We start from the raw sequence: 21,974 nt of genomic DNA on the forward strand, positions 1-21,974 counted from the left end.
TGAAAATATAAGTTTATTACAAAGTGGTACTTATAGGTCCATTTCTGCTTTTTTTATTTAGATCAGATTTATAAACCTCTTTATAAGCGGTAAACTCTTAATAGATCTTATGATATTATTGTAAAAAGCAAAATATAAAAAAACTTAAAGGAATCCTTAAGAAAATCTTAAGTTACTCCTTTAAGTTTATATCCCATTCCCCATATTGTCTCAATATATTCCTCACTTGGATTGGCCTTCTGTAATTTATTTCTTAAATTACTCATATGTACATTTATAGTGTTATCATCACATAAATACTCATCTTCCCAAACACTTTCAAAGATATTAGCTTTACTAAACACCTTCTTAGGATGAGTTAAAAGCAATTCTAATATATTAAACTCTCTGGCAGTCAGTATAATATTCTTACCATTAACCTCTACCTCTTTTGTGTCTCTATCTAAAAATATATCCTTAAACACAAGCCTATCATTAGATTCTTCACTGGCACTAAAACTAATATATCGTCTAAGGTTTGCCTCAACTCTTACCGACAGTTCCTCTACATCAAAAGGTTTAGTGATGTAATCATCCGCTCCAAGTTTAAATAACTTAAGCTTAGATTCCTTGTCTATCTTAGCTGAAACTATAATTATAGGCATGGTCTCATTTTTTCTTATTTTTTTTATCAGCTCTTCTCCACTTAGTCCAGGTAGCATCAGATCTAGTATAATCATATGAAACTTTTCTCTATCAATATATAGCAAAGCCTCTGTGCCAGAATAAGCTTGTACCACAGTATAATCGTTTTTCCTCATTACTTTTGAAATAAGATTATTTATACTGTTATCATCTTCTACTATTAAAATTTTTATATCTTTTTTCATCTTTACTCCTTAATTTTTTAGTTTCAAAAATGTAGCTGTAGAGCTATTGTTTTATTATATATCGCACTATAATTATACTATAAATATAAAAACTGGTATAGTTTTACTTAAATTGTATTCTGAAGTAATAAGAAATCTATTTTTATTAAAGGGGTATTTATGCATAAAGATCTAGAAATTACATTCAATAAAGCAGTAAACATATTAAAAGAAAATACTGGTTGTAAAGTAGGCTGGCATTTTAGCTCAGTAGGAAGAGGAACTTCAGATGTTTATATAGTAAAAAGCAACTAAACATAATTTAGTTGCTTTTATTAATATCTAAATAGTCTATATTAAAAACTATTTTTATCTTCTTTTCTTGTTAGCAGAATAGATTATTCTCGCTATAATAACAACACCTATTGCTCCAAATTGACCATTAAGCAATGCCTGAAGAACGCCCACAGCTATTACAAAAATAATAAGATGATAGAATAATCTCTTACTAAATGGAACTAAGTCCAGGACTGTAAACTTTAACTCTTTTATTTTTTTTCTTCTCCAAGAAGCTTATATATCTTCTTTAATTCTCTTTTAAGTAATATACTTGGAGGTTTTCTATGTATAGATATCCTCATTAGCTCTGCTGTTTTAACAAGATACTTTCTTGACGTAGTATTTAAAGGTTTATGTTCTGATATCATCCTAAACATCTGTCCAGCTTTAATAAGCTTGCCTCTATACAAATTACATTTTCCTGTTAGTAACTTTACTTCTATAGTTGTTTTAAAATAATCCTCTATGTAACTACAAATCTTTAAAGCTTCCTTATATCTTTTGTTATCAAACATAGTTTCTGCTTGAAAGTAATGTATTTCTATATCCTTTGGAGATAGTTTAACTGCTTCGTTAAATTTGAGTTTAGCTGTAAAGTTCCTTTTATTTTTTATATAACATTCGCCTTCAAGTGTCTTTAAATATGGATCTTTATCATAAATTGCCTTCGCATTATTAATGCTCATCTCTGCTTCTTCTAAATGTCCTCTTAGCAAGAAATTAAAAGCTCTCTCACGTAATTCAAGATATTTCTCCAAATCAAATTCTTGAACGTTTCTAAAATATCTATAACCTAGTACTCTTTCATTTCCCAATTGCCTGTGGAGATACTTTACGAAGTCTTTTGGATAATAATAAGAAATATATTCTTCCTTCTCATTCCAATTAAAAATGTCGTTAAGAAGCTTCCATATATCTCTAGGCAAGTAACGATGATTAAACAAAAACTCTATCATATTTCTGCTTAACTGCTCTTTATAGTTTAGCTGCCACATAATATCATGGTTCAAAAGCTCTTGCCAACTCTTAATATCAATACGTTTATAAAAGTCATTGTACAAACTCTCTACATCTTCAAAAAATTCATCTATAAGCTCATAATAATCTATAGGTTCCTCAACATAATCATCTACGATACGAATATGTGGAATATTATAATTATTAACTTCCTCTTTGAAGGTTTCAGCTTCGTTAATATCTATTTGATTAAATATTTTTTGCTTAGGAACTCCACTATCTTCTGAAAGAATTTTTGTATTTTCAATAATGCTAGATTTATTGTTTTTTGCATACTTTAACGCATTATCATAAGCTTCTCTGAGTCTCTGGAAGCCTTCTGGATCATCCTCTGGGTGGTATACCTTCAATTTCTTGGCATAGGCTTTCTTTATAACTGAAAGTTCCTCAGTTGGCTCAATCTCTAGAACTTCCCAACTACTCATTAATAATCAGTCCACCCCTCAAGTTGTTCTAATTGCTCCTGTAACTCTTTAGCGGCGATTTTTATCTCTCTATCATTTTGGCGTGCAAGAATGCTTTCAAACTTTTCAAGTAAAAGTCCTATATATTCACGTCTTTCTCCTAAAGCTTCCTGATACAAACGCTCTCCCTTTGCAAGTAGAAGTTTATTTTCCATCTTGTCTCTAGGATGAATCTTTATATCCTTAAGTTCATTTAACCTCTTTTCAATTTCTTCTTTAGTCATACTTCCTTGATTCTTTTCAATTACGACTCTATTTTTCTCTCCAGTACTTACTAATGTAACCTCCACCTCTAGTATCCCATTTATATCATAAGTATAACGAATATCTAGCTGTTCCTTACCTGCTGGTCCTGGTGGAACATTAATATTAAGTTCACCTAACCTTATATTTTCTTCAACCTTACGGTTTTCTCCTTGATATATAGCCAAATTTACTGTAGTCTGGTTGTCACTTATTGTAGATAGTCGCTCAACTCTACTTACAGGAATAGGTGTATTCCTTTCTATTATTGGGAGAAAATAGCCTGACTCATAATGTCCCTTATCAACCCTCTTGGCTATTTCCACTCCTAAAGTATAAGGACATACATCTGTAAGTATTACCTCACTGAGCATTTCATTTCTTTCTTTTAACGCTACTTGTATGGCAGCACCAAGGGCAACTGCTTCATCTGGATTTATGTTGGAATAAGGTAGTTTTCCAAACATTCTGCTTACTACTGATTTTACAAGGGGCATTCTTGTAGCACCACCAATTAGAATTACTGCATCTAAGTCACTTGGCTTTAGAGAGGCATCTCTTAATGCACGTTCTATTGGATGACGTAATCTCAAAATAAGTTGGCTAGACAATTTTTCAAAGTCATTTTTATCTAAAGTCTTCTCTAAAACTCTGCCGTTATAGTTAAAAGTCATCTTTCCAGTACCATTTTCCCCTATAGAACGCTTACACAGCTCTCCTTGTTTATAAATTGCAGAAGCTTCCTTAGAAGTTAAAGCTTTTATATCAATTCCTTCACTTTCTAAGAAATAAGCTACAAATATATTGGTAAAGTCTTCTCCTCCAAGGAAATTATCTCCGGCAATAGACCTTACCTCCATGACGCCTTCAAATAGCTCAAGAATAGATACATCAAAAGTTCCCCCTCCTAAATCAAAAACCATAAACTGAGTTTCAGTTTCCTCTTGATGAAGTCCATATGCTATAGCTGCTGCTGTAGGCTCACTTATTAATCTCTCAACCTTTAAGCCGGCGATCTCAGCTGCACGCTTTGTAGCTTTTCTCTGAGTATCATTAAAATAAGCTGGAACACTGATTACAGCCTCTTCTACTTCTTGTCCAAAAAACGCTTCAGCATCTGCTTTTAAAGCCTTAAGTACAAAAGATGATAGTTCTTCTGGAGTAAAAGAATATTTCCCTATCTTATATAATTTTTCTGTTCCCATATATCTTTTAAAAACTGAAGCTGTCAAATTAGGATGAGTAATGAGACGCTCTTTTGCAACTTCTCCTACTATTATCTCTCCATTGTCATCTACACTAACCACTGATGGTGTTAAATTAGATCCATGAATGTTTGGTATTATCTTTGGCCCCTCTTCAGTCCAATAAGCCACAAGGCTATTAGTCGTACCTAAATCTATACCTATAGTTGGCATAAATTATCCTCCCTTCAAACTTTGATTAATAAAACCTTCTAAATATAATTATCTTTCTATCCTAAAAATCAAGCTATACAAACAAGTTATTTTTTGTTTAAACTTAAAAAGCTCTAGAATTACTACTTTCAGTAACTACCAAGCTAAAGTCAGTGAATAACACTAATAAATTTTACTACTATCCTAATTATATTTCAATTTTATATTGAAGTCTTTTGCAATTCAAAAGTTTTTACTTCTATTATATTACTTTATTATTTGTACATTAATTAAGAGTTGCTTCTATATTTTAAGAAAGCAACTCTTTTACACTTAACTTTTACTATATATAATCTTCTTAATACTATCTATAGAGAGAAAAAATTCTTCTGACAATTCAGATATGGTCTTACCTGCCTTATACTTATTTCGTATTTCAACATTTCTTCCATTTATTTGTTGCCTAGCTCCTGATTTTTCTCCCCATCTCTTTCTATATATGTTGTCTGTAGGAATATATATATACTCCCCTTGTACATACTTTTGAATTTCTTTTAATAGATTTTCTGGTAAAATCGTTTCAGCCTTTACATACCTCATAAAGCTCAGCTCCTTAGATTTATATTAATATCAAGGAGGCAAAGCCTATACAAGTATGACTCTTAAGTGAAGGCGACCTAATATATTAACCTCTGTGCATTTTGTCGCCTTAAGCCATACTTACAGACTTTGCACAGAGTACTCTCAGTTTCACACATTGTTCTAATTCAAATCTCATATTATCATCCCCCTATTGAAGCTTATAACATAAATAATACCAAAGATTCAATTAACTATCAATAACCTCAACGTGATAAAAGTTTTATGTAATTCTACATATATGTTAACCTTATATCACATAATTACTTCTTCAATAAAAAGAGTTAAATTATCCCCATCAAGCAAATTAATAAACTTATAGCTTCCATTAACTTCTGCCGCTAAAACTGGCCTAGTTGTAGATCCCTTATTCTGCATCACTACAACTGCTTTAAGTCCATTATTTAACTTTACCTGCAGTCCATTAGGATAACAATAAACTGATTCTACAAAATCTTTATAGATTTGCTTATCAAATTTACTTATTGCATCTGCAGTTATTTTTTCTATAGCTTCGTGTGGAAGCATTGCCTCCATTTCACTTATATCATTTATGTATTCATCGCATATTCCTAGGATCTTTGCAAACTCATGAACTTTTTCTCCTGATACCCCAAACAAGCCTGAACCATCTTCTCTTTCAAACATATAAAATACTGCCATGTAGGTGGTAGACATAAAAGCAGGATTTCTTTTTATTATTTCTTGAGCCTTCTTTACATGGTCCTTATCATTGGTAAAAAGTTTTCCTATTTCATGAAGCAATGCAGCTGTTCCTAGCTTTGCTAGCTTTTTTTCATCATATCTTTTTCTAATTCCAACCATTAAGGTTAAAACAGCTACATCTAAAGAATGTACCGCTAACTTTGCCAGGTCATCATTGGGAACCAAATTGCTTATCATAGCAGCATTTTCTGACAAGTTCATATTACTCATTATATCTTTAACCAGCTCAGTAACCTTTTTCTCATCTACATATTCCTTCTTCTTTACTTCTTCAAAAATCTGCTTCAAAACTTTTATTGCATTAAGTTTCACAGGAGCCTCAAGAACCTCCTGCAAATTAAAATCATCATTACCGTCCTCTATATAAATCGTTATAATCCCCATTTTCCTTAGTAATGCTATAGCACGGTCAGTTATTTTATTACCTCTATTAACAAACATTGTTCCGCTCTCTGTGTATATTGGATTCCCTAAAATTTGACCTATTAGCTTATCATTAGTTAATACCAACTTCATCTATATCACCTCAATAAATACTATTCCTACATATTAGCATAACATATTGACGCATTATTTTTAATAACTTTTAAATTATTTTTATAGTATAATTTAATTTTTAATTGAAAACTCCAGTTTCAGCCAATAACTCCATAACTTTGTCTAAATAATATCATTATCGATAACATGAGTATATTGGTATAAAGTTAAAAATCCTCCCCTTAAAGCCTCACTTTCTTGAAAAATAGAAAAAGGGCTCCTAAAAAGGAGTCCCCAATTAATCTTTAGTAGATATATTACTGTAATTTGCGATTTTTTATTTCTTTACCTTATAATATAATCTATCATTATTTAATAAAATGCATCATCTATATATATCTAATTATATTAAGCTGCAATAGGAAGATTATTCAAAGGATTTAGCATAGTAAAAGTAGTAGGTTGTGATGTGTACCAAGTGCCATTCTTATACCACATCTCTCCAGTTACATCAAAACCTGCTTGACCTGAACCTGGTAGCTGCTTTGACCCACTATTAAATAAAACTTTAGCTTTAGACCAATCATTGATTGTATATACGTACCATCCATTTCCTTCTGATACCATTGCTACACCAGGCCATGCTGGTCCCTGCTTTACCTTAGTATCATCATAATAGTAAATATTAGGAGTACCCCAGCCTGTTATATTGAAAAAATGAACTTTAATTGATGCAGTAGGATTAATCGTTGGTTTAGTGTTATACCAAACTCCATTCATATACCACTTTTCTCCGGTTACATCAAAGCCTGACTGCTGTGCTGCTGGAATTTGACTAGATCCACTATTAAAAATCACCTTGGCAGACTCCCATTTTTCTATCTTATAACCAAACCAACCGTTTCCTTCATCTGTCATTGCTACACCTGGCCACGCTGGGCCTTGCTTTACCTTAGTATCGTCATAATAATAAATATTAGGATTACTCCATCCACTTGGTTTATAAAAATGAACTGTAGTAGCTGCATTAGGGTCTGCTTTTCTATAGGTATAAGTTTGAGTACTTGTTCCAAAAGTGTTGGATGCTGAAATTTTTAAAGTCTTTGTTTGTCCAAAACTCATTCCACTGCCTATTGTTATCTTAGTACCATCTGTAAAACTAACTGGCGCTCCATTATCTAAAACATAGTTTCCTGATGTAGCCTTATTTAAAGATAAAGTAACATCTATAGTATCAGTATAAAAAGTTTGTGAACCTGGTGCTGCACTAACTACTGGTATATCTCCTAAGGTCTCAATAAGAATTACACCTGCACTTCCAGCTGTAAAGGTAGCAGTTCCGTTATTTACTACTGTTGTTGCACCTGTATAAGCATCCCTAACTTGGGTACCATCACCAAATAGAGATGAAACATTTACAGCTGTAGACCCACTAGCTCCAATAACAACTACCACATTGTCAGCTATTCCATTCTTATTATAGCTTCTGCTAAAGGTATATGGACTATCTGCAATTTTTGTATGAGTACCTGCACCTATTGACAGATGATTATTTCTAAACTGACCAATCTTTTGCCAATGAGATAACACAGCTTGATTTTCTGATGTCCAGTTCATATCTGTACGTGTTTTTTGATCTGCATAGGAGCAATTATCAAAACCCCAAGGTCTTGCAGTTTCATCACCATAATATATCTGTGCTGCTCCTGGCGCCAATAACAGTGCTGTTGCTGCATTGGTCAAATCGTTTCTATTGTACAGTTTAGTGTCATGAGACGAAATATAATTAAGCACACTAAAATGCTGGCTGTTAAAAGCAGATGAATAACTAGAAAAAGTAGAGTCTAAAGTTGACATATTAAAGGTTGCATCTTTATTATCTCTTCCTCCTGGCTGAAAAGAGAAATTAATCATCGAGTCAAACCCATTATCAAAATAAGAATCCCTTGAAACTCCATGTCCCCATGACTCACCTGTCATCCAAAAATCTGAATCATCTATCTTCTTAGTTGGATTTGCTGCTTTCCACTCCCTTAGTGCAGCTACAGCCTGATCTTTTAAATTCTTCCAAGCATCTATATTAACATGCTTAGCAGTATCACATCTAAAGCCATCTACTCCATATTTTCTTACCCAATCAGTAAGCCATTTTACCTGGTAATTTTCTATTCTTCTCTGAAGACCACTCTTTGCAAAAAATGCATCTAAGGATGACTTTTCGCTATCAAGCCTTCCCTCCTTAGTCCACTTATTAACTAAAAGTGGTGGTAAGCCTGGATCAGTAGTGGTTTCTGTTTTAAAGTCAGGAAGCCCTGAAAGACATATTGTCTTATCATCACCACTTTCACTACCATCATATCCTGGAAATGCCTTTGTCTGATTATTACCTAAGTTGGCTGGTGACTTTCTTATCCAAGCAGGCGACCACCACTTTTGCCATGAGTTATAATCACTCATATCCATATATAGAGGATCCTTGCTCCAACTAGCATCACTTGGAGAACCATAGTAATAATCCTTCCAATTGCTTGTAAGTTTACCAAACCCAAATTCATCCATATCCTTTAAGGTTGGATAACCGGCATGATTCATAACCACGTCAAATACAACTCTTATTCCATGACTATGAGCTGTATCTATAAATTGCTGCAAGTCTTGTTCAGAGCCCATATTTTTATCCATAGATGTATAATCTAATGTATAATACCCATGATATGCATAATGTCTAAATCCATCTCCGCCTGTCCATCCATGAATCTGTTCATAAGGTGCTGTAATCCAAATTGCATTTACTCCAAGATTATCAAAATAACCTTCTTGAACCTTCTGGGTCATTCCCTTTAAATCACCGCCATGAAAAGTTGCAGGTTGATCCTTATAACCAGAAACCTCTTTTCCATTTAGATCTAATTCTCGCCCATAAGAATGGTTATTTGAAGAATCTCCATCTAAAAATCTGTCAGTCAATGCAAAATATACTGTTGCATTATCCCAGGAGAATGGCTTTTTCCCACTTTGAACCTCACTATACGTCACCTTAGCCTTTACATTTTCAGCATATACCTTAGTTGTTCCCGCAGCTAGCAGGTTTGCTGTCACTACCAATGCTGTAACTACACTCAATAGCCTTTTTCTTAATCCCATTAATAAAAACCTCCACAAAAAGTATTAAGCTATTGTCCCCATTACTCAGCATAAGAATTTTGTAAAGCTTCTAATTTACTTTACATAGCTTTTCCTATACTAATTTTCCCATAGACCGAAGTTACTTAAATCATTTCTAAATATTGATACAAATCTCTTATTAAACATAGATAAATCAGAACTTACATAACTTATATTAAATTTTTCGACTAAGCTATTCATCTATATTATAAAAATCATATCATTGCCTATTACGGTGTTACATAATCATTTTAATTGGTAATAAATGGTTACAGTTTCATTATAATATGTATCCACTTTCTTTTGCAACCGATTGCACAAATGTAAATCATTGTAATTATTTTTTCGTAACTTCTCACAAAATACAATATATCTAATTGTATAATCTATGATTTTATATTTTAGATTATATTGTCCAAAAATCTATTCAATATTATGATAATGGCTTCTTCTCTTTCCAATATTAAATAGGCATATTTACTTTTTTAAAGCACAAGCTATTATCGTAACAAATGTTTTATTGATGGAGGTGTTTTGACATGGGGATTTTAGGAGGAATTTTTGGAAACGATGAAAACAAAAAGGATACCGATGAAGCGAAACTTAGCCTACGTAAAGAAGAACTTGATGTAGCAAAAAATAGAGTTCAAAAAGGCGAAGTAGAACTTGGTAAAGAAATTGTAGAGGAACATAAAGAAATGGACGTTCCTGTAACTCATGAAGAAGTAGTAATCGAAAGAAAATCCTTAAATAATGAAGTATGTGATACACCTATATCTGATGAGGAAACCATAAGAATTCCTGTCAGTGAAGAAAAAGTTAATGTTGGAAAACATACTGTTGTAACAGGAGAAGTTTCTGCCCACAAACGTTCAGTTGAAGGAACCGAGCATATTGATGAAACTTTGAGAAGAGAAGAAGCAAGAGTTAATAGAATCGGAGATCCTGACGTAGTAGATAGCGAAGTCGATCATTAGTAAAACAAAAACACCTCCAATCTTATATTAAGTTTGAGAGGTGTTTTTTTAAGATAACCGGAGGTAAAGTATGAACGATAACTTACAAGATATAAGTATAAAACTTAAAGAAGAACAACTTGACCTAGCTAAAGAATGGATTAAAACTGGAGATGTTAAAATATATAAAGAACTTCTATCTGAAGAAAAAGTTTTTAGTATCCCTATCCAACTAGAAGTATTGATTATAGAAAAAACATCTGTTGATAATTGTAATAAGAAAAATCATTATAATCCTGAAGACCTAATTTGCATTCCTCTAAGCGAAGAGAGGGTTGATTTCTCAAAACATATGGTAAAACTAGAAGACGTATCGGTATATAAACAACAGTTTGAAGAACTAGTTCATATAGAAGAGACACTAAAACATGAAGAAGCAAAAGTAAAAATCTCAGGCTCTCCAGTTGTAATTGATAATTCTTAGTAAGGTATCTTACTTTGATATATACGAAAAACTCCTCCAAATTGCTTTAGAGGAGTTTTTTTAAGCATAAATTTACTTATATATGAAATCTTATATTATTAATTCGATGAGTTATTATCTTATTACTTCTAGAAGTCATTGAAGCATTAAACTCTCCTCCCATAATAACTATTATAGAAGCTAAAAATAGCCATGTTAGTAAGAACATAACAGCCCCTAGACTTCCATAAATTAAAGAATAGTTAGCAAAGTTGTCCACATAATATGCAAAAATACTAGATACAGCCATCATTCCAATGGTTGAAAATATTGCTCCAGGTATAACTTCCTTCCATTTAAGCTTAGTACTTGGCGCAAAATAATAAAGTAAAGTAAACACTCCTGTGCCTAAAGCAACAACAATAGAATACCTACCAATACTCCATACAGTAGATAGACTATGAAGAAACTCAAACTTTTTATCCACTTCTCTCCATATAATTCTTCCAAAAACAAGTAATAATCCAACTAAAATTATTAAAAATGCCATGCCGATAGTACAAAGCATAGATACAATTCTTACAATTATAAAGGATCTTGTTTCAATTATATCGTAAGCTTTATTCAGGCCCTTTATTACCGAATTAAATGCAGCGGATGCAGTCCACAAGGTGACAATTAAACTAAAGGACATCAATCCACTATTTCTCTTATTAATAATTTCTAATACTGAATTTCTTATAAGATTAAATACATTCTCAGGAAGTATTTTATTAAGTATCATTAATATATCCATTCCATTTAGAGATGTACGTCCTAAAATAGTCATTAAAAAAATAAGAAACGGAAAAAATGAAAGCAACAAATTAAATGCTAACTGTGAGCTTAATGACGGTACATCATCATCATTAAATCTTTTAAATAAATCTAAAATAAGTTCTAACATACTATATACCTTAATCCTTTTCTAATTACAACTATATAATATACCACTAACTTTCTATTATAACAATAAGCCTCTCTTCCTAGCATAGAGATATAACTATTTTTAATAAAATTCATTTTTTTAATTTTTTCCAAAACTGTATTGACATTATATGTAATGCGAGTTATATTATATATATCAGGTTGATATATATCTCCGTTGAATATATCAAAGTTGAATAACAGTAAAGGTGTGATTGATTTGGCAAAGATAAATAAAACTAAATATGCTCTACTAGGAGTATTAAATATTATTTCCGGATCAGGATATGACATAAAAAAATTCTGTGATTCCTCTATAGGATTCTTCTGGAATGAAAATTACGGTCATATCTACCCCGTATTACAAAAGCTCGAAGAAGATGAACTAGTTACCAAACGTGTAGAGCAGACAGAAGGCAAACCTTCAAGAAACGTATACTCTATCACCGAAAAAGGAAGAACTGAATTAGAAGAATGGCTCAAACTTCCTACAGAAAAACAACCAGTTAGATCTGAACTTCTTCTTAAGCTTTTTCTTTCTAGAAACTTACCTGCTGAAGATATAGTTAAGAACATGGAAGAAATAAAACAACAATCCTTGAAGGAGTTAGAACAATATGATCTAATAGAAAATTTAATAATGAGTAGAAAAGATAAGGTTGACGAAAAAACCTTCGCTCTTTGGAAGATAACCTTGCGTAATGGTAGAATAGGCGAAGAAGCCAGGCTGAAATGGTGTGAAGAATCTTTACAAACCTTAAAAGAGATATCTAAGTAATAATTTAATGTAATGAAAAAAAAGATTGGAGGATATATAAATGAAAGTCTTAGCTTTAAATGGAAGTCCACGAGGAAAGTACGGCAATACTGAAGTTCTTTTAGATAAGTTTGTTAACGGCTGCAAAATAGTAGGAGCTGATACTGAAGTAATTTATTTAAAGGAGAAAAATATTGGACATTGCCAAGGATGTTTTTGTTGCTGGACAAAAACTCCTGGTAAGTGTATCCTAAAAGATGATATGGAAGAGTTATTAATAAAGGTATCAGAAGCAGATGTCATTGTTTATGCTACCCCGCTCTATTACTTTACAGTAACAGGTATCATGAAAGACTTTATGGATCGTATGTTACCATTAAACCTAGGGGAAATAGTTGAAAATGATCAAAACTACTCTCATCCTAGACGCTTTAAGAAAACAAATCCTACGAAGACTGTTTTGATTTCAAACTCTGGCTTTCCAGGTAACTATAACTTTTCTGGTCTAGTTGAAACCTTTAAAATTCTAACAAACGGAACCCTTGCTGGTACAATACTCTGCGCTCAAGGTGGTGTGCTCCAAGGTATAAGAAAAAGCGAAACATTAACAGAACTTTATAAGCCATACTTTTCAGCCTTAGAAAACGCTGGACAAGAGATATTAAATTTAGGTTACATCAAACCTGAAACTCAAAAAATTCTTGATACAAATGTTATACCATCAGAAATTTATATAAACAATGCCAATAAAAATTGGCACTAATAGAAAGGAAGATTTATCATGGAAAAATTATCACCTAATTCTACAAATACAAATCCTTCATTAATTAAAGTAGTATTAAATAAAGATTTTGTTATAAGTGCACTTATACCAATAATCATCTTTGTAGGTTTTGATAAGGCAAAGCTAACACTTATAGGAATTATACTTTCAGCCTTATGGAGTATATCTGTTATTGCTTCTGGATTTATAAAGGAGCGTAAAATAAATGCTTTAGCAGCCTTCGCAGGAACCTTTGCTGTAATTGGTCTAGTTGGAACTATAATTTCAAAAAACGAAAAATTTTATTTTATCGCACCTATTATACAAGATGCATTGCTAGCCCTAGTATTCTTCGGTTCTTTATTATTCAATAGATCTTTAGTTCAAGTCATAGCTGAGCAAACCTATATAAAAAATATTCCTGACAAAATAATAAATAATCCAAGATATCAATCAGCTTGGAGAATACTAACTATTGCCTGGGGTACTCTTAATGTTGTTCAAGCAATTATTAGAGCCTTGCTTTTAAACCATATGTCTATGAGCTCGTATTTCGCTGTTAATACAACAATATCTAACATTTCCGACGCTTTACTAATTATATTCTGTATAATGTTCCCTAAATGGTACCTTTTAAGAAAAACAAATACTTCTAACGCAAATTAGATCTTTCCTCACACTATTTTTTCAGCATATTATATAATACTTCTTAGTTTAAATAACTTAATTTCAACACGGTGCATTACCATAACCTAAAAGATAAATTATTTATATAATAGCTGCAAAAAACAAGCTTATCTAAAGTTAGATAAGCTTGTTTTTTATTCTGTCCAATATGACGGACGAATTATATGAGCTGGTAACTTTGTACTTAAATCTCCTTTTGCTGTATTTATCTGTGCTTGAGTTATATATATGGTATTAGTTAAATTTGCCCCTCTAAGATCTGCATCTCTCAAATCTGCACCAATTAAATCAGTACAGTTAAGTTCATTATTTTTAAGGTCTGCAGCCATAAGAAGAGCCCCGCTTAAATCAGCTCCTTTAACATTAATTTTCTTTAGATCCGCACCTATCAGATCAAGTCGTCCTGCAATTCTTCTTTTTTGTTTCACGTTGTTCTCTTTACCCTTAAGTAAATTGTTTCTAACCTCTTTACTTGTCTTTTTAAGTAATGCGTTTACTCTGTCTCTATGTGATTCTAGATCAAGTGACCTTAAGTCATCATCCCTTAAAAACGTCATTTCTTTTGTTTCATTGATTAGAATAGTTATCTTACTTTTAATCTCTTTATCACTACTCTTGTTTAATGCATCTGTAAGATACCACTGCATCTCATGAAGCTGCTTTACAATTAAAAATATATCAAACATGTCTTTAGCTGATTCTGGATGGTTCCTCCAGCTACTTCCCTTATATGTATTCTGAGCTACCTTCTGTCCTGCGCCAAAGCAGTCATAAGAGGTACATCCCTTAAGGCCCTTGCTTCTAAGGTCCTTATGTATCTTACAGCTAAAATCTTCATTCAAATTTAAACATGGTTTACCTGCCTCCTTATCAGAAGGAAATCCTTCAAAGGCAGAAAAGTATAATGCTACACAGCAAAACCCAAAGCACTTCTTACAATCAATCCTTAAGTCCTTATATGAATCTATATCTATTTTTTCTTTACTTTTGTCCATAAGCTAGATCACTCCATAACTTCTATAAAATTGCCTTTTTTAATAGATTAATTGATAAAATCAACTACTATTATATACTGTTTACAAATAAAAGAAAACTTGCCACGGTCTTGTACAAGGCAAGTTTTTATATAGTGCTTTAACAACACCAATTTTCTAAATTGAAAGTTCCAACCCAAAATACCTTTTATTATCATAATCAACAAACTTTATACTACCATTGTAAAGTACTGTTCCAGCATACTTCCCCATGGTTATAACCACATAATTTTTTATATTTCTATCTAAGGATTTTAGGTTAAACTTAAGTTGTGTAAGAGTTTTTCTATACTGCTGAGGATTTAACCTCATTATGCCTAAGGATGAAAGTTCTTTATCCTGCAACATGCCATCTCTATTATCATCTCCAATCAATATTAATGCATTTGATAAGCCTGATGAAACATCACATAGCTTAAGTAGCTTTCCATCTGTTCCAAAGGCACTTAACTGTTTGTTATTATTGGAGCTTCTTTCTATTTCAATGACATTTGCACTTTCACTGAGCATATTTATATCAGTCTTAAAGTCCGCTAATACAATATTATTTTTCTTAGCCTGCACAGTTAACTTATTTAGATAAGAAATAGTAAAGAAAGATCCCATTAGTATAAGTGCAAAAAAGAGAATTTTTATATTAGCAGATTTATTCATTAGTTTCTTTGAGCTATTATTCTTATGTTTATAAGCTAGTAAATTTTTGGTATACATTATTTCACCTATCCTTTAGAAGCTATTTATTGATTTAAGTTTAATATGTGATTATTAATTACATCTTATTCCTATGTAAAGAACAAGTTAAACTTAATAATTATTCAAATTCAATCTTAATATGAATTTAATCAATATTTAATTAGTAATTAACTTCAACCTAGTATGATGATATCATAAGAGAGGTGATATAAATGAAATTTTTTAATATCTGCATTGATATCGACGGTACCATAACTGAACCTTATTACTGGCTAGATAGGTGCAATAAATACTTTAAAACCAACATTACGGAAGATCAAATTACAGAATATTATATACACAAGGTACTAGGAATAGCTCGAAAGGAATATGAAGACTTCTATGAAAATCATAAATTTGAGATTCATTCTAACCAGCCGCTTCGAGATGAGGTTCAAAAAATAATCAAGCTCCTTAGCCTAGAAAGTAATATCTATTTCGTTACCGCTAGGGATAGTAGTCTTAGAATGCTTACCTATAGCTATTTAAAACATAACGAAATACCTTATGATGATTTATTTATTCTTGGAAGCCACTATAAAGTTGATACAGCAATACAATTAAATTGTAATGTATTTATTGAAGATAATTATGATAATGCTATACAGCTTTCCAATGCTGGTTTTAAAGTATTATTGATAGACACAAATTATAATAGAAAGCCTTTAACTGAAGATATTACAAGAGTTTATAGCTGGCAACAAATATATTCAACTATAAAAAAGATGCTATTACAAAGCAAAGCAGTGTAACAGCATCTTTTTTATATTACTTTTATATTCTTATTAGGTTTTATTTCTTGCACTGAGCACTATTTTACAAAAAGTTTGGTAAAAGAATATTATTATCTTTTTCTGCCTGTTCAATATATCTATGTAATTTAGGAATCTCATTCAATCCTATACTTCCATAATACAGCTTTGAATACAAGGTAGGCTCTTTAGTTAAAGCCTCCTTTATATCTATATATCCTTGAAAATATACATAATCTCGAATAAAACCTCCTGATTTACTGGTATCAGACATTCCTATTTTTATTCTTGAAACAACATATATAGCATTGTCTATTCCTATGAAAGGCTCTATTTCTTGTACCATTTCATAAAAAGACATACTCTCCATATTAACTGTACTTATAAATCTTGCAGCATAAATTTTAAGCATGTCAATATTTATCTTTCCTGCCATATCTTCGTTATACAGAGCCAATCCCTCTTCAGTTTTAAGAGAGTTTGAGGTGCCATTTTTAAATATTTCATATTCTCTTTTAGCTCCATTCTCTGATCGAAGTACATGTGTTGACACTTCATGGGCACAAAGCCTTTCCATGTCATTAAGAGAGAATCTTTGATTACCATTTATATAAATTGTCTTATTCCCAGTGCTTACAATTACTTTTCCAGGTATCTCATATGATATTATGACCTTCCAGTCTAATCTATAACTATCTAAGCATTTTTTTAAGTGACAACATAAATCCTCAGCACAATAACTTTTTTCTTCCTTTGTCGCTTCCAGACTTATGGCCTTTCTTGCATTGTCCAAGTACAAAATATTGGGAACTCCATCCATCTTTTTCGAATGAATTGTAATCAAAGCATCATTACCTATACTCTCCATAAGCTTAAGAAAGTTATATTGTATTTCCCTTTCTTCCGAATATATATGTCCTATAACTGTATCTGTAAATGACAAACCATCAAGTTCCATAAAAAGTTTTTTTAAATTTATATTACTCCTATCTCTGTATCTATATATAGGGTTATAAGCCTTCTTTGATAGATAGGCTTCCTTAAACAATTTATTTTCTTCTTGAAAGTTTATCGGTGTTATGTACTTACTAAATCCTACTTGCTGATTTATTTCACTGAATACTTCCTCTGCCTTTTCAATACATTGCTTTTCATCATATATCATAGTACTCTCCTAAACTTCACACATATATTTTCCATAAGTATCACTTATCTATAATTATAGACTTACGAAAACATATTGTAAATTTTTTACTAACACTGATATCAAACTACACTTTTATGATGAACCTTCATTTATAGATATCAACTTCATAATAAAATTTATAATAATATTTCTGTTATATAGTAGAAATATTATTGATATACGTATATATGCTGTATATTTCGGTTAGTGAAACTATTTCTTGTTATAATTAAAGCCTTAATTTCTAACTAATAAAGTGAAAGATGCTATTACAACAAGAACTCGTATAATAGCATCTATTTCATAACCTGTTAATTTCAACAATACCCTTTGGTAAAGCTTATTTTAATATTGTTAAGAATTTATAATCCTCCAGCTAGTTCCTTCCTTTGAGTCAATCAGTTCTACATTGATACCTAGAAGAATATTCCTTATCTCATCCGCTTTAGTCCAATCTTTTTGTTTCCTAGCTTCATTTCTCTCCAATATTAACTGATTAACATAACTTTCATCAATTAAACTGAATTCCTTAATATATTCATTCTTAGTGAGATTTAAAGAAAACACTTTATCAAAGTCTTCAATTAAATATATCTTTTCTTCGTTATTTAATTCTTCACTTTTTATTACCTCATGCAATACTGTAAAGGCATTTGGAGTATTCAAATCATCACATATTTGTGCAGCAAATCTCTGTTGGTATTTTTTCACCTTATCTTTATTTATAATTTCATTTTTAACTCTAGCTTCAATTATGTGTCTAATTTTGCTTCTCAACTTATTAAGAGCTTGTTTCGAATCTTTAAGACTGTCCAAGCTAAATATCAGTTGCTTTCTATATCTTGATTGGAGGCAAAAATATCTATAATCTAATGGACTAAAGCCCATCTCTTCTAATTTATATATGGTTATAAAATCTCCACTTGATTTTGACATCTTACCACTATCATTCACTAGAAACTCGCAATGTATCCAGTAATTTACCCACTTCTTACCTGTAGCACTTTCTGACTGCGCTATCTCATTGGTATGATGTACAGGAATATGATCTATTCCTCCACAATGTATATCTATTCTTTCCCCCAAATACTTCATTGACATAGCGGAACACTCTATATGCCAACCAGGAAAGCCTCTTCCCCAGGGAGATTCCCACTGCATTATTTGATTAGAAAACTTGGAGTTTGTAAACCATAAAACAAAATCTAGAGGATTCTTTTTAAATGGATCTATCTCTACTCTACTACCTGCTTCTAGCTCTTCCATACTAAGATTAGCAAGCTTAGCGTAATCCGGATACTTATCTATTGAAAAATATACATTTCCATTAGCTATATAAGTAAATCCTTTTTCTTCTAACTTCTGAATAAATTTTATCATGTCGTCAATATGCTCTGTAGCTCTGCACACTACAGAAGGTAAAGCAATATTAAGCAAACTACAATCCTTTAGAAATGCCTCTTCGTAGAATCTTGCGATTTCCCATACTGTCTTCTTTTCTCTAAAGGCACCTAAGGCCATCTTATCCTCTCCAGTATCCGAATCTGATTCTAAGTGTCCCACATCAGTTATATTCATTACATGTTTGACTTCAAATCCCACATACTGTAATGACTTTTTAAGAATATCTTCAAAAATGTAAGCCCTCAAATTTCCTATATGAGCATAATTGTACACTGTAGGTCCACAGGTATACATCTTTATCTTTCCCTTTTCTAAGGGTAGTAGCTCTTCTCTTTGCCGAGTAAAACTATTATAAACATAAAACTTCATCGAACCTTCCTCCTTTTAGTGATTCTTTCTTTATTCACTGTGGTTGACATACAAATTTAGAAATTAATTTTTTATCTTTAGATTATTTTTCAATTATGTTAAACAATCTTTTAAATACAATATCCAAAAAATAAAAACTGTAGACAATAAGCCTACAGTTTATAATATTCATAGCTTCATATAGGTTATATCAAAACGCAGACCTGTTGCCATACTATTTTATTAATATAAACTTATTAAATAAACAGCAACAACACATCATTGATTCCCCCTACAATTTAATATACTAATATTATATCCTTAATTATGGAAAAATGATATGACTATTTTAAATATATTGATGTATCATTTCTTATTAAAGTTTAGGTTATGTTTAAGAATACTGTTGCAATTAAGTCGTAAATATGGAGATGCTATATGAGGGTGCAATTAGCTTAAGCTCATTAAGGCCTTGTATGACTGACCACATAATTTCAACATTACACTTTAACACAGCCAAGATTTATAATTTCATGTTAAAAATAATTTCTTCTATCCCACTGTGTAGCTTCCAAACATCGCAACTATGATTAGCTAATGCTATACTTGTGGTATCTATGGATGGATAGTAAGCTAACATAGCTGCAACTCCAGCATTTGCACCTTCTTTAAACATACTTACTAAGTTTTCTCTCTTATCGTACTTAAAATGGAACCCGTACCCATTTATAATCTTACCACCATCATTGCTTCTTTCTATATTAATCTGAGGTTTCATTATTTCACTGGTTAACTTATATGATAAAAGCCTACCTTCTTTCAATTGTCTCATAAAAAGATCTAAATCATCGGCAGTAGTATAGGCTCCCCCATCCGCTGTCCCAATAGGTGGATAAGAATAAATGTTTTTCTTCCAACTAATAGTGTTACTTTCTTTATTAAAAACAGGATAATAACCTTCTGCGATTTTTTCATCACCTTCATCTTTCGATGAAAATCTTGTGTTTCTCATACCGCAAACATTAAATATGTTCTCACTTACATATTCTCTATAACTTTTATTAGTTAATTTCTCTATAGCTAGTCCAAGAAGTACAAAAGCACAATTATTGTACCTTACATTAGTACCTGCTTTAAAATTATGTTTTTTATAAGCAAACTGAGGGATAAAATCACTGCAGTTTCTTATTGAGTAGTTAGGTTTACTTATAAATAAATCCTCATATTTTTCTCCAGCCTCTTCTTCAGCATCATCAGCTATTCCAGATGTGTGTGTAAGTAAGTGAAATATGTTCACATCCTTAGGAATTTCTGTTCCTGTCAAATCGATTATATCAACTATTTTATCTTCTAAACTCAGAAGCTTCTTATCAACTAATTGCAGTATTGCTACAGCAGTAAACAACTTAGTTATGGATGCCGTATCAAACATTGTATCTAAACCATTTTTAATATTAAAACCTCTATGGGCAAAGCCATAACTTTCAGTAAACAAAATCTTGTTTTCTCTCTTTACAAGTACTACTCCTGAAAAGTTTTCTTTTTCAAAGTATCTTTGGCAAATAGTTTCTATCTCAGTTGAAGTATTATCTTTAGAACTGTTCTCTAGATTATTTATAACTTTATCTGCACTACTCATTTTTACTCTCCTATGATTAATATTTAATTCTATTTAATATAACTTACACCAATTTAAAAACAAACCACTTCAAACCTACTACTATATCTAATTTCGGATTGAAGTGGTACAGATTACTATAAATTAATTATATAAGCTTTCATGGATAAAATGTAGGTAGTAAACATTTCTATATCATTCTTAACTTCCAGAACTTTCGTAGTTTTTTATGCCTTTCACCCAAAGTCCATAAGCTAGAATCCATGCAATAACAGCGCATAGCACTGTGGCTACTACTCCATATAAAAAGCTTACTTTTCCCAAAATATATTCTGCTGGTACAAAAGCTGTAAAAGCAAATGGGACTATAAATTGAACAAGTACACTTATCGCCTTAGGATAAATACTAATTGGATACTTAGCAAAAGTACTTATGTTATACACCATAAAAACAAGATTTATTGAATTCTTTATCCAAAAAGCAAAGGATGCAAAAAACAACTTTATTGAGGTATAAATAACAGAACCAGCAAAAACTAATATTATAAAAATAATTATATTAAAAATTGAAATAGTAATATTTATTTTAGGTATAGAAATTGCTAAAATTATTAGTCCTACGATAATTTCACCAAAAGCATCTGGCTGAAATCTTTCAGATATAACTTGAAAAAATGGATTTATAGGTCTCACAAGATATCTATCAAAGGTTCCTTGGATAACCATATCTCTAGCAAAAATCCATATGTTATCCATGATTAGATGATCAATCCCTCTAGGCAGTTGAGAAAAACCATAAATAAATAATATGTCATAATAACTCCATCCATTTAAGCTTGGTATGTTTCTAAAGACTAAATTAATAAAGGCTATCCCTGATGCTTGAATTAAGAAAAATCCAACTAGTCCAAACAAAAAGTCCACCTTGTATTCCATAAGTCCTTTTAGATACTGAATTAAAAATCTTTTATAAAGTTTTATATATCTCATAGC

The 21,974-nt window shown here is 31.4% G+C and carries 20 protein-coding genes; 7 read left to right on the forward strand and 13 right to left on the reverse strand.

All coding sequences use genetic code 11. The features are described from left to right. Window positions 1-167: 167 nt before the first annotated feature. Complete coding sequence (locus tag GXK57_RS04395) at window positions 168-869, reverse strand: response regulator transcription factor (RefSeq protein WP_160672025.1); 702 nt, start codon at window positions 867-869, stop codon at window positions 168-170. A gap of 159 nt (window positions 870-1,028) precedes the next feature. Here GXK57_RS04395 and GXK57_RS26820 point away from each other — a divergent pair, with 159 nt between their 5' ends. Then, a complete protein-coding gene (locus GXK57_RS26820) occupies window positions 1,029-1,163 on the forward strand; it encodes a hypothetical protein (protein WP_279285476.1) in 135 nt (44 codons plus the stop codon). Window positions 1,164-1,396: 233 nt separating this feature from the next. On the opposite strand, the gene GXK57_RS04400 is transcribed toward GXK57_RS26820, so the two are convergent. The 5 genes from GXK57_RS04400 to GXK57_RS04420 all read right to left on the reverse strand — a co-directional run bounded on the left by GXK57_RS04400 (window position 1,397) and on the right by GXK57_RS04420 (window position 9,294). Next, the gene (locus tag GXK57_RS04400) at window positions 1,397-2,629 is read right to left on the reverse strand and encodes a hypothetical protein (RefSeq protein ID WP_160672028.1); all 1,233 of its coding nucleotides are present in this window, start codon (window positions 2,627-2,629) and stop codon (window positions 1,397-1,399) included. Continuing rightward, window positions 2,629-4,329, reverse strand: coding sequence for a molecular chaperone HscC (locus GXK57_RS04405; protein ID WP_160672031.1), 1,701 nt, complete (start codon window positions 4,327-4,329; stop codon window positions 2,629-2,631). The genes GXK57_RS04400 and GXK57_RS04405 overlap by 1 nt, the downstream gene beginning before the upstream one ends. Before the next feature lie 312 nt (window positions 4,330-4,641). Continuing rightward, the gene (locus tag GXK57_RS04410; protein ID WP_160672034.1) at window positions 4,642-4,908 is read right to left on the reverse strand and encodes a CD3324 family protein; all 267 of its coding nucleotides are present in this window, start codon (window positions 4,906-4,908) and stop codon (window positions 4,642-4,644) included. A 294-nt stretch (window positions 4,909-5,202) separates the two neighbouring features. Then, window positions 5,203-6,189 carry an HD domain-containing protein gene (locus GXK57_RS04415; protein ID WP_160672037.1) on the reverse strand — a complete coding sequence of 329 codons (987 nt, stop codon included), beginning with the start codon at window positions 6,187-6,189 and terminating at the stop codon, window positions 5,203-5,205. 369 nt (window positions 6,190-6,558) lie between these two features. Beyond that, a complete protein-coding gene (locus GXK57_RS04420; RefSeq protein ID WP_160672040.1) occupies window positions 6,559-9,294 on the reverse strand; it encodes a starch-binding protein in 2,736 nt (911 codons plus the stop codon). Between the two features lie 560 nt (window positions 9,295-9,854). Between GXK57_RS04420 and GXK57_RS04425 the strand changes: the two genes are divergently transcribed. Together GXK57_RS04425 and GXK57_RS04430 are read left to right on the forward strand one after the other, a co-directional pair. Continuing rightward, window positions 9,855-10,292, forward strand: coding sequence for a YsnF/AvaK domain-containing protein (locus tag GXK57_RS04425; RefSeq protein WP_160672043.1), 438 nt, complete (start codon window positions 9,855-9,857; stop codon window positions 10,290-10,292). A 70-nt stretch (window positions 10,293-10,362) separates the two neighbouring features. Beyond that, complete coding sequence (locus tag GXK57_RS04430; RefSeq protein WP_160672046.1) at window positions 10,363-10,755, forward strand: YsnF/AvaK domain-containing protein; 393 nt, start codon at window positions 10,363-10,365, stop codon at window positions 10,753-10,755. Between the two features lie 76 nt (window positions 10,756-10,831). Here GXK57_RS04430 and GXK57_RS04435 read toward each other — a convergent pair whose 3' ends face one another. Next, complete coding sequence (locus GXK57_RS04435; RefSeq protein WP_160672049.1) at window positions 10,832-11,680, reverse strand: YihY/virulence factor BrkB family protein; 849 nt, start codon at window positions 11,678-11,680, stop codon at window positions 10,832-10,834. 240 nt (window positions 11,681-11,920) lie between these two features. Between GXK57_RS04435 and GXK57_RS04440 the strand changes: the two genes are divergently transcribed. From GXK57_RS04440 to GXK57_RS04450, 3 genes are read left to right on the forward strand one after another with little or no spacing between them, the layout of a single operon-like run. Continuing rightward, on the forward strand, window positions 11,921-12,478 hold the full coding sequence (locus GXK57_RS04440) for a PadR family transcriptional regulator (protein ID WP_160672052.1): 558 nt from the start codon (window positions 11,921-11,923) through the stop codon (window positions 12,476-12,478). A 40-nt stretch (window positions 12,479-12,518) separates the two neighbouring features. Continuing rightward, window positions 12,519-13,220, forward strand: a complete 702-nt coding sequence (locus GXK57_RS04445; RefSeq protein WP_160672055.1) for a flavodoxin family protein — start codon at window positions 12,519-12,521, stop codon at window positions 13,218-13,220. Window positions 13,221-13,238: 18 nt separating this feature from the next. Then, on the forward strand, window positions 13,239-13,886 hold the full coding sequence (locus GXK57_RS04450; protein ID WP_160672058.1) for a VC0807 family protein: 648 nt from the start codon (window positions 13,239-13,241) through the stop codon (window positions 13,884-13,886). Between the two features lie 155 nt (window positions 13,887-14,041). Here GXK57_RS04450 and GXK57_RS04455 read toward each other — a convergent pair whose 3' ends face one another. Beyond that, complete coding sequence (locus GXK57_RS04455) at window positions 14,042-14,902, reverse strand: pentapeptide repeat-containing protein (RefSeq protein WP_160672061.1); 861 nt, start codon at window positions 14,900-14,902, stop codon at window positions 14,042-14,044. Between the two features lie 156 nt (window positions 14,903-15,058). Beyond that, a complete protein-coding gene (locus tag GXK57_RS04460; RefSeq protein WP_160672064.1) occupies window positions 15,059-15,652 on the reverse strand; it encodes a hypothetical protein in 594 nt (197 codons plus the stop codon). Window positions 15,653-15,846: 194 nt separating this feature from the next. On the opposite strand from GXK57_RS04460, the gene GXK57_RS04465 reads away from it, so the two are divergent. Continuing rightward, window positions 15,847-16,425 (forward strand): hypothetical protein, encoded by a 579-nt coding sequence (locus GXK57_RS04465; protein WP_160672067.1) that lies wholly within the window; start codon window positions 15,847-15,849, stop codon window positions 16,423-16,425. Window positions 16,426-16,489: 64 nt separating this feature from the next. Here the strand turns inward: GXK57_RS04465 and GXK57_RS04470 are convergent, their stop codons facing one another. From GXK57_RS04470 to GXK57_RS04485, 4 genes are all read right to left on the reverse strand, one after another. Then, a complete protein-coding gene (locus GXK57_RS04470) occupies window positions 16,490-17,590 on the reverse strand; it encodes a tyrosine/phenylalanine carboxypeptidase domain-containing protein (protein WP_160672070.1) in 1,101 nt (366 codons plus the stop codon). A gap of 375 nt (window positions 17,591-17,965) precedes the next feature. Continuing rightward, window positions 17,966-19,384: a cysteine--tRNA ligase gene (gene cysS / locus GXK57_RS04475; RefSeq protein ID WP_160672073.1), complete on the reverse strand. Its 1,419-nt coding sequence runs from the start codon at window positions 19,382-19,384 to the stop codon at window positions 17,966-17,968. A 502-nt stretch (window positions 19,385-19,886) separates the two neighbouring features. After that, window positions 19,887-21,002: a serine hydrolase domain-containing protein gene (locus GXK57_RS04480; protein ID WP_160672076.1), complete on the reverse strand. Its 1,116-nt coding sequence runs from the start codon at window positions 21,000-21,002 to the stop codon at window positions 19,887-19,889. A gap of 180 nt (window positions 21,003-21,182) precedes the next feature. Beyond that, window positions 21,183-21,971 (reverse strand): ABC-2 family transporter protein, encoded by a 789-nt coding sequence (locus tag GXK57_RS04485; protein WP_160672079.1) that lies wholly within the window; start codon window positions 21,969-21,971, stop codon window positions 21,183-21,185. Window positions 21,972-21,974 lie beyond the last annotated feature (3 nt).

Origin of the sequence: Clostridium sp. C8-1-8, assembly GCF_009928445.1 — a bacterium.
Classification (GTDB): Bacteria; Bacillota; Clostridia; order Clostridiales; family Clostridiaceae; genus Clostridium_AR.